Source organism: Blastococcus mobilis, assembly GCF_900188025.1.
Classification (GTDB): Bacteria; Actinomycetota; Actinomycetes; order Mycobacteriales; family Geodermatophilaceae; genus Blastococcus_B; species Blastococcus_B mobilis.
Window position 1 is genome coordinate 25,671 of record NZ_FZNO01000004.1, and the last position, 14,550, is coordinate 40,220.

The 14,550-nt window shown below is 74.1% G+C and carries 12 protein-coding genes and 3 tRNA genes; 6 read left to right on the forward strand and 9 right to left on the reverse strand.

The genetic code is table 11. The features are described 5' to 3' along the window. The first annotated feature begins 31 nt into the window (after positions 1–31). From CHB94_RS04825 to CHB94_RS04835, 3 genes are all read left to right on the forward strand, one after another. Positions 32–104: transfer RNA gene (locus CHB94_RS04825), tRNA-Glu, on the forward strand. Positions 105–118: 14 nt separating this feature from the next. Next, positions 119–192 (forward strand) — tRNA-Asp (locus tag CHB94_RS04830). A gap of 23 nt (positions 193–215) precedes the next feature. After that, positions 216–292, forward strand: a tRNA-Phe gene (locus tag CHB94_RS04835). A 66-nt stretch (positions 293–358) separates the two neighbouring features. Here the strand turns inward: CHB94_RS04835 and CHB94_RS04840 are convergent. Then, a complete protein-coding gene (locus CHB94_RS04840; RefSeq protein WP_089335461.1) occupies positions 359–1,399 on the reverse strand; it encodes a glycosyltransferase in 1,041 nt (346 codons plus the stop codon). A 485-nt stretch (positions 1,400–1,884) separates the two neighbouring features. Further along, on the reverse strand, positions 1,885–2,577 hold the full coding sequence (locus CHB94_RS04845; RefSeq protein WP_089335462.1) for a phosphodiesterase: 693 nt from the start codon (positions 2,575–2,577) through the stop codon (positions 1,885–1,887). Between the two features lie 284 nt (positions 2,578–2,861). On the opposite strand from CHB94_RS04845, the gene CHB94_RS04850 reads away from it, so the two are divergent. Both CHB94_RS04850 and CHB94_RS04855 read left to right on the forward strand, forming a co-directional pair. Next, on the forward strand, positions 2,862–3,080 hold the full coding sequence (locus tag CHB94_RS04850; protein WP_089335463.1) for a hypothetical protein: 219 nt from the start codon (positions 2,862–2,864) through the stop codon (positions 3,078–3,080). Between the two features lie 381 nt (positions 3,081–3,461). Continuing rightward, positions 3,462–5,633 (forward strand): transglycosylase domain-containing protein, encoded by a 2,172-nt coding sequence (locus CHB94_RS04855; RefSeq protein ID WP_089335464.1) that lies wholly within the window; start codon positions 3,462–3,464, stop codon positions 5,631–5,633. Positions 5,634–5,697: 64 nt separating this feature from the next. On the opposite strand, the gene mftG is transcribed toward CHB94_RS04855, so the two are convergent. The 3 genes from mftG to CHB94_RS04870 are packed head-to-tail and all read right to left on the reverse strand — an operon-like array spanning position 5,698 to position 9,410. Next, a complete protein-coding gene (mftG, locus tag CHB94_RS04860; protein WP_089335465.1) occupies positions 5,698–7,221 on the reverse strand; it encodes a mycofactocin dehydrogenase MftG in 1,524 nt (507 codons plus the stop codon). Next, positions 7,214–8,518: a class I adenylate-forming enzyme family protein gene (locus CHB94_RS04865; RefSeq protein WP_089335466.1), complete on the reverse strand. Its 1,305-nt coding sequence runs from the start codon at positions 8,516–8,518 to the stop codon at positions 7,214–7,216. Before CHB94_RS04865 ends, mftG begins: the two co-directional genes overlap by 8 nt. Before the next feature lie 22 nt (positions 8,519–8,540). Further along, positions 8,541–9,410, reverse strand: coding sequence for an MBL fold metallo-hydrolase (locus CHB94_RS04870; RefSeq protein WP_089335590.1), 870 nt, complete (start codon positions 9,408–9,410; stop codon positions 8,541–8,543). Between the two features lie 59 nt (positions 9,411–9,469). On the opposite strand from CHB94_RS04870, the gene CHB94_RS04875 reads away from it, so the two are divergent. Then, a complete protein-coding gene (locus CHB94_RS04875) occupies positions 9,470–9,988 on the forward strand; it encodes a hypothetical protein (protein ID WP_089335467.1) in 519 nt (172 codons plus the stop codon). Positions 9,989–10,079: 91 nt separating this feature from the next. On the opposite strand, the gene CHB94_RS04880 is transcribed toward CHB94_RS04875, so the two are convergent. From CHB94_RS04880 to CHB94_RS04895, 4 genes are all read right to left on the reverse strand, one after another. Then, entirely contained in the window at positions 10,080–11,498 is a 1,419-nt protein-coding gene (locus CHB94_RS04880) for a peptidoglycan DD-metalloendopeptidase family protein (protein WP_089335468.1), read from the reverse strand. Between the two features lie 147 nt (positions 11,499–11,645). Next, on the reverse strand, positions 11,646–12,446 hold the full coding sequence (locus tag CHB94_RS04885; RefSeq protein WP_089335469.1) for an ATP-binding cassette domain-containing protein: 801 nt from the start codon (positions 12,444–12,446) through the stop codon (positions 11,646–11,648). Then, on the reverse strand, positions 12,443–13,501 hold the full coding sequence (locus tag CHB94_RS04890; protein ID WP_217899185.1) for an ABC transporter permease: 1,059 nt from the start codon (positions 13,499–13,501) through the stop codon (positions 12,443–12,445). The genes CHB94_RS04885 and CHB94_RS04890 overlap by 4 nt, the downstream gene beginning before the upstream one ends. Next, positions 13,498–14,481, reverse strand: coding sequence for a sugar ABC transporter substrate-binding protein (locus CHB94_RS04895; protein WP_089335470.1), 984 nt, complete (start codon positions 14,479–14,481; stop codon positions 13,498–13,500). Before CHB94_RS04895 ends, CHB94_RS04890 begins: the two co-directional genes overlap by 4 nt. Positions 14,482–14,550: the final 69 nt, after the last annotated feature.

Consider the following 14,550-nt stretch of genomic DNA (forward strand, 5'->3'; position numbering starts at 1 on the left):
TATTGTTTCTTCCGCCCCCGGCGAACTACGAGCCCCCATCGTCTAGTGGTCCAGGACGCCGCCCTTTCAAGGCGGTAGCACGGGTTCGAACCCCGTTGGGGGCACGCACGACCAGTAAGGCCCTGTAGCGCAGTTGGTTAGCGCGCCGCCCTGTCACGGCGGAGGTCGCGGGTTCGAGTCCCGTCAGGGTCGCTCTCCGGTGGAGACACCGGGAGGGGCAGGTAGCTCAGTCGGTACGAGCGCTCGCCTGAAAAGCGAGAGGTCGGCGGTTCGACCCCGCCCCTGCCCACCAGCACTTCATGGCCCCGTCCCGGTTCCCGCCCTGAGCTTGCGAAGGGTGGGGAGGACGGGGTCCTTTTCAGACCCAGCTGCGGTCGGCCGCGACCTGCGCATAGACGTCGGCGTGCACCTGCCGAACGGCGGTCCGCTGCTCATCGCGCCAATCTCGGTCGGCGGGGCGCGGCATGGGCCGCGCGAGTGCGGCCGCGACGGCAGCGGTGAGGGACACCGGATCCAGCCGTCCCTGCTCGTGGTTGCCGTAGGAGACGACGTCGGACCACTGATCGGCGAACCATCCGCAGCTGGGCGCCACGACCCGGGTGCCGACGTCGCGGCAGATCTCCAGGTCACGTGAGTGACTGCCGCACGGCTCGGGCAGCACCGCCACGTGCAGCTGCTGCAGCTGAGCCGACCAGTCCTCGCCCGGATGGACGACGAGCTCCAGGTCTCCGCGCCGGGCCAGCGTGCGCACGGCACGCCCGGTCCACTGCTCGTCCGCCGCGTCCACGAGCACCCGCAGCCGGCCACCCCCGGACACCGCACCCGACAGTGCCGCCCGGACCAGGGCGGCAGGATCGGGTACCGCCGCCGACACCCGTCCCAGGCGCAGCCCGACGACGCCGCGTTCGGCGCCGAGCTCCGGGTCGGGCACGGTCACGGACGGATGGGCGACGACGATCGCCGTCCGCCCGAACCGCTCGGCGATCTCGTCGGCCGCGCCGGACGTCAGCGTGAAGACCACCTCCGCGGTGGACAGCACCGCCGAGAGGTGTGCGTCCATCGCCTGTTCGTGGGCACACCCTCGCCCGGGGGCACGCAGGCGGTGCACGGTCACCACCAGCGGGATACCGAGCCGGCGGACGGTCTCGGCCCAGCACTGGCCGGCCGCCATCGCCACGTGACCGGGCCCCGTGTGCAGGTGCAGGACGTCCAGCTCGGCGGCGTGCTCGACGAGATAGGCGACGTCCAGCCATGGGCTGAGTTCCCCGGACGGGCCGACGCGGACCACGTCGGAGGGAAGGACCGCGTCGACGTAGGAGTCGGCGAACGGGATGGTGGCCACCCGGACGGGGTCGCCCCGGCGGAGCGACCCCCTGGCTTCAGGAGGGTCTGCGGGCATCACAGGGGTGGTTCGGCTCCTCGTGTGGTCGAGCACTGGACAGCAGGGCGCACTGCTCGACGATCTCAGCGCCCGGCCACGGTCTTCGAGCCGGTCACGATCTCCCTACCCAGCGCTACCCCCGGCGAACCCGTGACCAACTCCATCGGGTGAGCGGGCGCAGCACAGCCGACGACCGCCCGCTCCCGCGTGGCGCCGCTCGACGGTGAGGGTCCGCGCCCGCCTCGTCGTCACGGGGGACGACGATGGTGGCACAGCTCGTCAGGGACGGCCCGTGACCGCCGTGCGGCGACGGCCCGCAGGGCGCGGCGCAGCCCGCCATCCCACGGCACCGGTGAGGACGATGCCCGCAGCCAGCGCCACGAACAGCCACGGGACGTCGTCGACGGCGTCAGGAACAGCATCGCCCCGACCACGGCAGTGCCTCGAGGACTGCAGGGCACGTCGAGCAGCCGTGGGCGTCCCCGACGCGGGGATCGCCGTGGTCAGCGCTCCCCGGCAGCCGATCGGGCGGCGCGGGCCCGCCGGTAGGACGGTGCCCGGAACCGGGCCATCGGCCCGTCGGGCACCAGGCCCGGTGGCGGGTTCTGGACGGCGTCGAAACGGACGTCGGGATCGAGCGCCGGCACGGCACCGGTCAGCGCCAGGGTGGCGAAGGGCTGCCAGGGACCGAGACCGCGCGCGACGGCGAGGGTGAAGCGCAGCCCGTCCCTGGCGACGGCACGAGCGAGCGGCCCCGGGTCGGACGGCACCCCGGCGGCCTCGGGGAAGGCGGCCAGTCGCAAGGATCCGGCGTCCGAGCGGTAGGCCATGATCGAGGAGTAGATCGCCGCCGCGTCCCGTCGCGGCAGCGGCAATAGGCGGGTCAGCGGACCCCGGCCGGTGGTGCTCAGCAGCAGGTCGATCGGCGTCCCCTCGCCGGGCAAGCGGACCGCCAGCCCGAGCAGGTCCGGGAGCGGGGCCGGCAGTCCGGCCCCCCGGGAGAGCCGGACCACCGCGGGGTCGCTCGCGACCGCCTCCAGCCACGGGACTCCCCTGCCCACGGCCCCGCCGCGTCGCTCCAGCACCGCGTCGAACACCGCACCCCGCGGGTGCATCGGCTTGCCGCCGCGCCGGCGGGCGAGCCCGCCGACGGGCACGGCGACCAGCCGGCCCGCCCCGCGGGACAAGCCCGTCACCAGTCGTCGTCCCGCAGCCACCCGCCGGGTCTACCCATCGCCCGAGGTCTGCTACCCGACCGTGCCGGCCGCTGACCGATGCGACGACATCCGCCCGCTCCTGCCGCCCCGGACGGCCAGCAGGAGCGGGCGACTCGTCCCGATCCGGTGTGCGCATCTGCCAGGGGCGAGGTCAGGCCAGGCGTACCGACCGGCCAACTGTGTGCATCCGGCGGGAGAACTTCGGTGAGATCTGCCGGAGCAGATCTGATGACACGGACCGTTCCCACGCTTACGTTCTGTACATGCTCTCCACGCTCCTGGTCATCGGCGGTCTCCTTGTCGGACTGCTCGTGCTGCTCGCCCTGATCGTGAGCCTGAGCGCTCGGCCCCAGACCGCCGCCCGCCCGGCCGGCGGCTCCGCGCCCGCGCGGCCGTGGGTCGCCGATGCCGGCCGCCCGCACCCCGACGCGTGGTCGCCGATGCCGACCACGACCACCAGCGAGATCGCCGCGGTCCGCTGACCCCCTGATCCCGGCGTTCCGGCGGCTGCGAGAGCGCGCCGCCGGGACAGCCCGGCCGTCAGCAGGCGCCGCGTCCTCGAGGACGTGCTCGTGGAGGAGCACCTGCCGCGCTCGGCCGTGTCGACGGGCCCTGTTCGAGGGGACCTGCGGCGCTGTTCCTCCTGGCCGGCGTCGTCGTCGGCGCGGTGACCCCGCTCGCCCCGGCCCGAGTCACCTCGTTCCGGTCTCGCGACGACAGAGGGCGACGAGTGGATCGGCAACACGCCGTCCGCAGAGCGGCCCGCGCAGGAACCGGTGCGCAGGAACGGTTCGGCGCGCGACCATTCCGGCAGGAGCAGTGTCGATTGCCGGGCTCCGGCCCGGGCGCAGGCGAGGTGGTCCATGACCGGGCGGCATCGTCCCCGGCGGCACGCGGCCCAGTTGCTGCTCGTGGCCGTCCCCCTCGCGGGCGCGCTCCTGGCGGCTCTGCTGCTCCCCTGGTTCCTCGGACCCGGCCTGGTCGTCCGCTCCCACGCCGACCTGCTCGCCCCCCTGCCGGTCGAGCTGGGCGCCCCCCCGGCCGGCAACACCGTCGTCCTGGCCTCCGACGGCGCACTGATCACACACTTCTACCGGAACAACCGGACGCCGGTGGACGGCGAGGCGATCGCCGAGGTGATGAAGCAGGCCCTGGTCGACATCGAGGACTCCCGCTTCTACGAGCACCGGGGGCTCGACGTGGAGGGCACCGCGCGCGCCCTGGTGAAGAACCTCCTCGCCGGGGACGTGCGCGAGGGCGGCTCCACCATCACCCAGCAGCTGGTCAAGCAGACCCGCCTGCAGTCCGCCACGACCGCCGAGGAGCGGCTGGCCGCCACCGAGGAGAGCCTCGGGCGCAAGCTCCGGGAGGCGCGCCTCGCCCTCACGCTGGAGAGGCAGTACTCGAAGGCGGAGATCCTCACCCGCTACCTCAACATCGTCTACTTCGGCCAGGGCGCCTACGGGGTCCAGGCCGCGGCCCAGCGCTATTTCGGTGTGGACGCCGCCGGTCTCACTCTGCCGCAGGCGGCGATGCTGGCCGGGTTGGTGCAGACGCCGACCAACGACGACCCGATCACCAATCCCGACCGCGCCCGGGACCGACGCGACCAGGTGCTGCAGCGCATGCACTCACTCGGACACATCACCGATCAGGAGCTGGCCGAGTTCGCAGGGCAGCCGGTGGAGGTCAACCCGACCGAACCGCCACCCAACGGGTGCGTGGACGCCGTGGTCGGCGGGTTCTTCTGCGACTACCTGCAGCGCCACCTGACGGAAGGGCTGGGCCTCACCCAGGAGCAGCTGGAGACCGGCGGGCTGACCATCCGGACCACCCTGCGCCCGGACCTCCAGGTGGCCGGTGACCAGGCGGTGGTGGCCAACCTGCCCCTGGGCGATCCGCTGGCCGGCATGTTCACCGCGGTGGAGCCGGGCACGGGGAAGGTCCTGGCGATGAGCGTCAACCGACGCTTCGGCTACGACGGGGCTGACCCCGCGCAGGAGTCGGTCAACCTCAACGTGGTGGCCAGCCAGGGCGCGGGGTCGACGTACAAGGTGTTCGTCGCCGCCGCCGCACTGGAGCGTGGGATCCCGCCGTGGCACACCATCACCACCAGCGACCCGTACGTGTCGCGGGTCTACAAGAACGGCCTCGCCCCCTACGCCGTGGAGAACGTCGGTGACAACTACCCATCGACGCTGACCATGACCGAGGCTCTGATCCGCTCCTCCAACACCTACTTCGTCGCCCTGTCCGACCAGCTCGGCAGCGTCGAGGGCCCGGTCCGGACGGCCCAGCGGATGGGTCTGTTCTCCCTGGACCCCGTCGCCGATCAGCTGATCGCTGAGAACCGCGGCTCGTTCACCCTCGGCGCCGAGGCGACCAGCCCGCTGGCGCTGGCCAGCGCCTACTCCACCCTCGCGGCATCGGGCACCCAGTGCGACCCCACGCCGGTGACCGAGATCCTCGACCGCAACGGAGCGCCGCTGACCGGGCCGGACGGCGCACCACTCCCCCTGGCCGGCACCTGCACGCCCGGTGCGGTGCGGCCGGAGGTCGCGACGACGCTGAACCAGATCCTGGTCGGCGACACCGCCCTGCCCATCGGCACCGGCACCCGCGCCGCGATCCCCGGCCACCAGATCGCCGGGAAGACCGGCACGAGCCAGGATCGCTTCTCGGTGGCCTTCGTCGGCTACACCCCGCAGTACACCGCGAGCGTCATGATCCTCAACCCCAAGCAGAACCAGGACATCGGCGGCTACGGCGGCCGGCTCGCGGCACCCATCTGGCGGGCGGCCATGGAGCCGATCCTCTCGGCTCAGCCGCCGGTTCCCTTCCCGCCGCCGGGCATTCGGCTGACGGATCCGACGCCGCCCCCGCCCCCTCGGCCCCGGCCCGCGCCGGCACCCGCACCCGCACCCGCGCCCCCGCCCCCGCCCGTCGAGGCGCCCCCGGTCGAGGCGCCCCCGGTCGAGGCGCCCCCGGTCGAGGCGCCGGCGGCCGCGGTGCCCCCGGTCCAGGTGCCGGGCTGAGCAGGTGCCGGGCTGAGCAGGCTCCCCGCCCCCTGGGGAGCGACACGACGCGGATCGAGGGGCGTCAAACCCCCGCTGTCATCAGCTCGGCCGCCCGTTCACCCAGCATCACCGCGGTCGCGGCGGGGCCCCGTGAGGTCACCTGCGGCATCACCGAGGTGTCGACGACCCGGAGCCCCACCACGCCCCGGACCCGGAGGTGCTGATCCACGACCGCGCCGGGGTCGGTCTCCGGGCCCATCCGTGCGGTGCCGGCCAGGTGGATCGCCGTGGTCAGGTGCGTCCGGATCCACCCGTCCAGGGCCGGGTCCTGGGCAAGGACGTCGTCCGGTGGACCGGTCCGGCCGGCGAGCAGCGGGGTCAACGCGTGGGTGCGCAGCAGGTCCACGGCCAGCCGGACGCCGCCACGCAGCCGCCGGCGATCGGACTCCTCGGCGAGGTAGCGGTAGTCCAGGCGGGGCTGCCCCGACGGGTCGGCGGCGACCAGTGACAGCCGGCCGCGGCTGTCCTCGCGCTGCAGCCCCACCGCCACCATCGGGTCGTCGCCGCGCGGTACGCCGGTGATCCGGCTGAACGGAGCGAGCCAGGGAAGGATCTCCAGGTCACCGGGGACCCGCGACCCCTCCGACGTCGCGTGCAGGACGCCGTGCAGGGGCAGGCGACCGGGCGGCGGGGTCAGCGGGCGCGCCGGCCGGTAGCCGACGTGGACGATCGGATGGTCGGTGAACTCCGCCCCCACCCCGGGCACGTCCGCGACGACCGGGATGCCCGCCGACCGCAGATCCTCGGCCGGCCCGACCCCGGAGAGCAGCAGCAGGTGCGGTGAGCCCACCGCACCTGCACTGAGCACCACCTCGGCAGCCCGGACGACGTCGTCCGCCGTCTCCACCCCCACCGCGCGTCCGTTCTCCACGACGACGCGGCGCACGGTCACCCCGCCGCGCACGGTCAGGCCGGCCAGACCGCGACGGGGCGAGAGGTAGGCCATGGCGGTGTTGACGCGCAGGCCTCCGGACACGTTGAACGGCACCGGCCCGTACCCCGGGGGGCCGTCGGCGTTCTTGTCCGGTTCGGCCGGGAAGCCCAGCTCGTCGGCCGCGGCAGCGAACCCGTCGGCCAGTGGATGGCCGCTGCGGGGACGCTCGACCGGCATGGGCCCCTCCGTCCCGTGGCCCGGCCGGGCGCCGAGATCGGCGTCGGCCTCCAGCCGCCGGAAGGCCGGGAGGACGGCGTCGTAGGACCACAGGTCGTTGCCCGCGGCGGCCCAGCCGTCGAAGTCCGCGCGGGTGCCGCGGATGAACGAGCCGGCGTTGAGGGCGCTGGAACCGCCGACCACGCGCCCCCGGGGCACGGGCACCGTCCGGTCGTCGGTCAGCTCGGCCGACAGGTCCCAGTTCGCCGGATGCCCGGGAGCGGCCGCCCGCATCGTCGTCGGGTCGCGCAGCTCCGGCGGGAAGTCCCCCGGCTGCGGGTGGTCGGCCCCGGCCTCCAGGAGCAGCACCCGCCGCCCCGCGTCGGCCAGCCGGGCCGTCACCACGCAGCCCGAGGTCCCCGCCCCGACCACGACGACGTCCCACGCCTCACCCACCGGTCAGGCCGAGAACCTCGGGGAGATCGAGCCGGCGCACCTTGCCGGTGGAGGTGCGCGGGAGGTCGTCGAGCCGGTGCACCGTCTTGGGCCGCTTCGCGGCGCCCAGCCGGTCCCGCGCCCAGACCCGGAGCTCAGCGGGGTCGGCCGGGCCCACGTAGGCCGCGACCACCCGTTGCCCCCACTCCTCGTCGGGCACGCCGAACACGGCGCTCTCCACGACGCCCGGATGCGCGTCCAGGACAGCCTCGACCTCGGCCGGGTAGACGTTCACGCCCCCGGAGATGACCAGGTCCTCGCGGCGGCCGTCGAGCCACACGACGCCGTCGTCGTCCACCCGACCGAGATCGCCGACGGTGACCAGGTCCCCGCGCCAGGCCGTCGCGGTCTTCTCCGGCGCCCGCCAGTACTCGAACCGCGCCCACGGCGGCACCGCGCACCACAGCTGCCCCCGGTCGTCGGTCTCCAGCCGGCGGCCGGGCCGGGCGCAACCCACGCTGCCGGGGTGGGCCAGCCAGTCCTCCGGCGAGCAGACGGTGAACTGGGCCTCGGTGGAGCCGTAGAACTCCCAGACACTGCCCTCGGGCAGCGCGTCGAGCACCGCTCGCTTCAGCGGCGCGGGGCACGGCGCCCCGGCGTGCACGAAGCGGCGGAAGGAAGCCCAGTCCACGCCCCCGTGCGCGACCAGCCGCTGCAGGTGGGTGGGGACGCAGAAGGTCGTGGTCGGGTGCAGCGTGGAGATCGCCGCGGCCGCGCGGGCGACGTCGAAGGGTCCGGGCAGCAGCACGTCACCGCCGGCGAGCAGCGTGTGCACGGCGAAGCGCAGGGGGGCACTGTGGTGCAGGGGTGAGAGCACCAGGTGCCGGTCGCCGGGCCCGAAGCCCCACAGCTCGATCTCCTCGGCCGCCAGGGCCCGGGCGTCCTCCTCCGCCAGCACGCCGGACCAGACACCCTTGCGCCGTCCCGTCGTCCCGGACGTGTAGTGCATGGGCCGGGCCAACGGGACGTCGGCGAGTTCGGCCTCCTCGGTGCCGGTCAGCAGCCGGACGGGATCGCCGGCGACGTCGAGTGCGGGGTCGGCGTCCGCCGCCAGTGCCGCCCGCTCGGCCGGGGGCAGGCCGGGGTCCAGGACCACGGGGACGATGCCGGTGCGCAGGGCGCCGAGCACCACGGCCAGCAGTGCGGGGGAGGCCGCCGCGGAGACCAGCAGCCGGTCACCGGCACGCAACCCCGCGTCGGCCAGGGCCGCAGCAGCACGGCGCTGGTCCCGGACGCTCTCCGCCGCAGTGACGATCACCCGCCCCGACCTCCCACTCCGGTCATGCCAGGCGCACCGCTTCCCCGGGGCCGAACTCGACGCGGCCCTCGGCGCGCAGCTTGGCCAGGGTGGCGCGCGTGGACTGCGTCGCGGCCGGCCAGAGGGACCGCGGCACCTCGGCGTAGACGGTGGCCACCACGTCCTCCACCGAGGCGGCGCCCGCGGCCAGCGCCGTCAGCAGCTGGTGCTCCCGGTAGGCGCGGTGGGCCAGGTAGTAGTCGAGGACGGCACCCGGGTCCTCGGTGAGCTCCGGTCCGTGCCCGCAGTACAGCGCACTGGGGCCGAGGTCGTGCACCCGCCGGAGGGACTCCAGGTAGGCGACGACATCGCCCTCGGGGTGCGTGACCACCGACGTGCCCCGCCCCAGGACGTGGTCGCCGACGAGGACGGCGCCGGACTCCAGCCGGAAGGCGAGGTGGTCGCCGGTGTGCCCCGGGGTGGCCACGACGCCGATCGTGGTGCCCGCCAGCGAGAGCCGTTCGCCGTGGTCCAGGAGCCGGCCGCCCGGTCCGGCCACCGCGGCGCCGGCCGCGGCGACGGGGGCACCGAAGTGCGCTCCCCAGGGCAGCGCCGCCTCGGCGTGGTCGCCGTGGTGGTGGGTGACCAGGACGGCGACACAGCGGGCGTCCCGGTCGGCGAGGGCGGCCTCGACCGCCGCGAGGTGGGCGGTGTCGTCGGGCCCCGGGTCCACCAGCACCGCCTGTCCGGCACCCGGCGCCCCGACGACGTAGGTGTTCGTGCCGTCCAGCGTCATCCCCGACGGATTGGGCGCGAGAACACGGGTGACCAGTGGCTCGAGGTCCGCCCTCCGTGGCAGCTCGCCGGCGGCGGGCAGCCCCCAGGTGGCACGCGGGTCGGCCGGGGCATCCACGTCCGGCACGCTAGCCGGACGGGTGGGCGGTCGCGCATCCGGCGGCTAGCCTCGCGCCCATGCGCCAAACCCTCACCGCCTGCCGTAGCGGGCTGTCCGCGGCCGCCGCCGTCGTCCTGCTCACGGCCTGCGGAGGGTCGGACGGAGAGGAATCCGCGTCGTCGGAGTCGAGTGCGAGCAGCTCGAGCGCGGCCCAGACCACCGCCGGCGAGTCCGGCTCCGAGTTCTGCACCCAGGCGCGCGAAGCACTCGAGCAGATCGAGCCCGCCTTCAGCGGCTCGGGTGACCCCACCGCGCTCGCCCCGGCGCTGCAGCAGGCGGCCGACGACGTCCGCGCGATCGAGGCGCCGGCGGAGATCTCCTCCGACTGGACCGCTCTCGGCGACGGGATCGAGCAGTTCGCGCAGGCGTTCGCGGCGGTCGACGTCAACGACCCGGCGTCGGCGTCGGCGTTCCAGCAGCGCACCACCGAGATCGTGGGCTCGCTGACCTCCTCGGCCACGAACGTGCAATCGTACCTGACCGAGGAGTGCGGCATCGACCCGACCCCGACCGACCCGGCTGCGCCGTCCAGCTGATCGATCCCGAGCACGACTGCGGCCCGCCACTCATCCCCGAGGTGGCGGGCCGCAGTCAGGCCTCCCTGCCGGGGGGCAGGGGGGTCCTTCCTCAGCCCCCACAGCCCCCGATGTAGACACCGCGGGCATTGAGCCAGGGCACCGGGTTGATCTGGTCGCTGTAGAGCCTGCCGTTGCGGTGCACCTCGAAGTGCAGGTGCGGCCCCGTGGACTGGCCGCGGTTGCCGACCTCAGCGATCTCCTCGCCCGCCGACACGCGCTCGCCGACGGAGACGAAGTACCGGTGCACGTGGCCGTAGACGGTGACGTAGCCGTCGTCGCCTTCGATGTAGACGGCCTGGCCGAAACCCGTCGCCGGTCCCGCCCGCCGGACCACGCCCGAGGTCACCGCGTAGACCGGGGTGCCGATGGAGGCGGCGATGTCGACGCCGTAGTGGGTGACGCCCCAGCGCGCGCCGTAGCAGCTGGAGACCCGACCGTAGGTGGGTGCGGCATAGTCGCCCGAGCCACCGCTGACCGCGCCGCCACCACCACCGCCGCCGCCGCCGGAGGCGCCGCCGCCGTCGGAGGACGAGCCCGAGCCGCCCCGGGCCGCGGCCGCTGCCGCCGCCGCTGCTGCCGCCGCCTCCCGCGCCGCCTTCTCCGCGGCCGCCCGCGCCGCGGCCTCCTCGGCCTCCCGCTGGGCCACCCACTGCTGGTAGGCGTCACGTGCGCCCTGGAGCTCGAGCAGCTGGATCTGCGCCGCCTGCAACTGGGTCTCGTAGTCGGCCTTCTGCGCGGCGACCGCCTCGTAGGTCCGCTGCTGGGCGGCCAGCTGGGCGTCGGCCTCCCGCTTAGCGCCCTCGGCGACCGCCTCGGCTGCGGCCATCTCGTCGCGGGCGGCGCGGGCGGAGGAGTCGGCGTTGGCCTGCGCCACCTTGGCGATCTCGAGCTCGCCGAGAGCGTCGAGCTGGTTGTCGGCGACGTAGTCCAGCAGCGCGGCCCGCTGGACGAGCTCGCCCGGCCCGGCGGAGTCGAGCAGGGCGGCGGTCGTGCTCAGGGCCGAGCTCTGCATGTAGCTGTCGCGCGAGAAGAGGGCGATCCGGGCCTCCGCCGCGGCGACGGCTGCGGCGGCTTCCGCCAGCTGGGCGGCGGTCCGGTCGGCGGCCTCCTGCGCCTCCACCAGAGCCTCCTCGGCCAGCATGTAGGCCGTGCCGGCGGCCTCCGCCAGGACTCCCACGCGCTCCAGTTCGGCCTCGGCGCCGGCGACGAGACCGGCGATGCGGCCCACCTCGGCGGCGGCGGCGTCCTGCTCGGCCCGCGCGGCACCGAGCTGACTGTCGCTCGGGTTGGGCGGCGGTGGCGGGACGGCGGCGGCGGGCGCCGCGGAACCGAGCAGCGTCGCGCCGGTGACGGCGGCGACGAGGACGGCTCGTACGGGGCGAGCCCTGCGGCCCGCGACCGGCCGGCGGGAGGCCGGGCGTCCGGGGACCGTCGGAGTCGTCGGTCCGGACGGACGACGCTGGAACATGACTCGCTCCCTGGGGAAGAGGGTGGGCGTTGGTGCCCAGGGAGAGTCGCAGCGTCACCATGAGTCACAAAGGCAACACGCGGAACATTCGACGTACCGCGGTAAGAACGGTCGGTCACCGTCTCATCACAATCGGTATGTCGACATTCAGGTCAAGCCGGCCGGCCGCTCCAGCTCGTGCGCCAGCTGATCCAGCTCCGCGCCTCCGGCCATCAGGCCGGTGAGTTCCTCGCGGGTGACCTCGCCCTTGGCGAGGCTGCCGACGCTCCGGCCCCGGTTCAGCACCAGGAAACGGTCGCCGACCGGATAGGCGTGGTGCGGGTTGTGCGTGATGAGGACGACGCCCACTCCACGATCGCGCGCCTGCGCGACGTACCGCAGCACGACGCCGGCCTGCTTGACCCCGAGCGCCGAGGTCGGCTCGTCCAGGATCAGCACCCGCGCCCCGAAGTGCACGGCGCGGGCGATGGCCACCGACTGGCGCTCCCCGCCGGAGAGCGTGCCGACCGGCTGGTCGGCGTCCCGGAGGTCGATGCCCATGGCGGCCAGCTCCCGCCGGGTGGTCTCCCGCGCCCGGGCGGCGTCGAAGCGCCGGAACGGCCCCCACCCGCGGGTGGGCTCGGCACCGAGGAAGAAGTTCCGCCAGATCGCCATCAGGGGGATCATCGCCAGGTCCTGGTAGACCGTGGCGATGCCTGCGTCGAGCGCCTCCCGGGGCGCTCCGAAGGCCACCGGCTGCCCGTCGAGCAGCACCTGCCCCCGGTCGGCCCGGTGGACGCCGGAGAGGATCTTGATCAACGTCGACTTGCCCGCGCCGTTGTCGCCGAGGACGCAGGTGACCTCGCCGGCCCGCACCGTGGTCGTGACGCCGTCCAGCGCGATCACCGACCCGTAGTCCTTGCCGACGTCCCGCAGCTCCAGCAGGGGCGGGGACTGCGGACCGCTCATCGCCGCGCCGCCTCGGCGTAGCGGCGGACCAGCCGGTTGGCCAGCACGGCGAGCAGCAGCATCGCGCCGAGGAAGAAGTAGAACCAGTCGGCGTCCCAGCGCAGGTAGGGGATGCCGAGCTGCGTCATGCCGAAGATCAGCGCGCCGAGCGAGGCGCCGATCGCCGAACCGAAGCCGCCGGTGAGGAGGCAGCCGCCGATCACCGCGGCGACGATGTAGATGAGCTCCTGTCCGATGCCGGTGTTGGCCTGCACGGAGGTCAGCCGGACCGCGAGCGTGGTCCCCACGAACCAGGCGGCCGCCGCGGTGGTCATGAACAGGGCGATCGTCGTCCGGCGCGCGGGAACGCCCACGTTCCGCGCCGCGACGTCGTCCCCGCCGGTGGCGAAGACCCAGTTGCCGAAGCGGGTGCGCAGCAGGACCCAGGTGGCCAGCGCCGTGAAGAGCACCCACCACAGGATGGCCACCCGGAACTCGGTGCCGGCGATGCTCAGCCGGGAGGCGAACACCCACTCGGCCGCCGCGTAGCCGGGCACGCCGGCGATACCGCCGGCGGTGACGGTCCCGGTGAAGAACTTGGTCAGGCCCAGGTTGAGGCCCTGGAGCATCAGGAACGTGCCCAGCGTGATGATGAAGCTGGGCAGGCCGGTCCGGGTGACCAGCCAGCCGTTGAGGAACCCGATCGCCAGCGCGAGGACCAGCGCCACACCCATCGCGGTCCAGATGTTCTGCCGGAACTCGACGGCGACGACGCCCACGGTCAGCGCCGTCGTCCCCGTCATGACGCCGGCCGAGAGATCGAAGTGCCCGCCGATCATCAGCAGCGCGACGGCGACCGCCATGATCCCCAGGGTCGAGGCGGGGTCCAGCCAGTTGGCGACCCCGCGTGCCGAGCGGAAGACGGGCGACTGGACGGCGAAGAACGCGAAGACGACGACCGCCCCGATCAGCGCCCCGAGCTCCGGCGTGACCAGCAGCCGCCGCAGCGGTCCGGTCGCGGTCAGCCGCTCGTCGGCGCGCCGGCCGGCCGGCGCCGCGGCCTCTTGGGTGCTCAGCGCGTACCGGCCGAAGCCAGGTCGGCGATTTCGTCGACGTTGCTCGCGTCGACGATCCCCGGCCCGGTCAGCACCGGCTGACCCCCGCCGACGGTGTTGAGGTTCTCCGCGTACAGCTGGAGCATCACGATCGGCAGATAGCCCTGCTCGTACTGCTGCTGGTCCACGGCGAAGGCGATGTCGCCGTCCTGGATGCCGCGGATGACGTCCTGGTCGAGGTCGAACGTGGCGACCTGGGCCTCGGAGCCGGCGTCCTCGGTGGCCGCCACGGCGAGGGTGGCGACGGCGGAGTTGAGGGTCAGGACCGCGTCGATGTCCGGATCGCTCTGCAGCTGCGAGGTGATCGTCGACTGGGCGCCCTGCAGGTCGTTGATGTCGACCTGCAAGGGGGTCACCGCGCTGCCCAGACCCTGCGACGCGCCCGAGCAGCGCTGCTCCAGCCCGATGTTGCCGGCCTCGTGGAGGACGCAGAGCACCTTCGCCGCGCCGGCGTCCGCGAACTGCCGCCCGGCGCCCTGTCCGGCGATGGCCTCGTCCTGACCGACGTGGCCGATCGCACCGAACTCCGCGGAACGCTGCCCGCCGGAGTTGATCGTCACGACGGGGATGCCCGCTTCCACGGCCGCCTCCACCGAGTCCTGCAGGGCGTCGGGGTTGGCCATCGAGACCACGATGCCGTCCACGTCCTGGTTGACGGCCGCGTCGATGAGCTGCGCCTGCCGCTGCGGGTCGCCGTCGCTCTGGTAGTCCACCGAGATGCCGAGGTCCTCGCCGGCCGCCTCGGCACCGTTCTGCACGACGTCCCAGAAGGCGTCGCCGGCCGAGCCGTGGGTGATCACCGAGAACGTCAGGTCGCCACCCTCGGCCGCCCCACCCCCGCCGGAGCCCTTCCCGCCGGAGCCCCCTCCGTCGATCGTGCAGGCCGCCAGGACCAACGGTGCGGCCAGGGCGAGCGCCGCCAGGCGCGAGGGTCGAGCCATCGTGCATGTCCTCCAGGCGTCGCGGGGCAACGCCGTCCCCGCCGGATGTCCGGAGAGATCATGCCTTCC

Excerpts from the sequence above, each read along its gene's own strand:
- CHB94_RS04895 (WP_089335470.1), bottom strand. The coding sequence starts at position 14,481 with ATGGCTCGACCCTCGCGCCTGGCGGCGCTCGCCCTGGCCGCACCGTTG.
- CHB94_RS04855 (WP_089335464.1), top strand. The coding sequence starts at position 3,462 with ATGACCGGGCGGCATCGTCCCCGGCGGCACGCGGCCCAGTTGCTGCTC.
- CHB94_RS04880 (WP_089335468.1), bottom strand. The coding sequence starts at position 11,498 with ATGTTCCAGCGTCGTCCGTCCGGACCGACGACTCCGACGGTCCCCGGA.
- CHB94_RS04875 (WP_089335467.1), top strand. The coding sequence starts at position 9,470 with ATGCGCCAAACCCTCACCGCCTGCCGTAGCGGGCTGTCCGCGGCCGCC.
- CHB94_RS04885 (WP_089335469.1), bottom strand. The coding sequence starts at position 12,446 with ATGAGCGGTCCGCAGTCCCCGCCCCTGCTGGAGCTGCGGGACGTCGGC.
- CHB94_RS04840 (WP_089335461.1), bottom strand. The coding sequence starts at position 1,399 with ATGCCCGCAGACCCTCCTGAAGCCAGGGGGTCGCTCCGCCGGGGCGAC.
- CHB94_RS04850 (WP_089335463.1), top strand. The coding sequence starts at position 2,862 with ATGCTCTCCACGCTCCTGGTCATCGGCGGTCTCCTTGTCGGACTGCTC.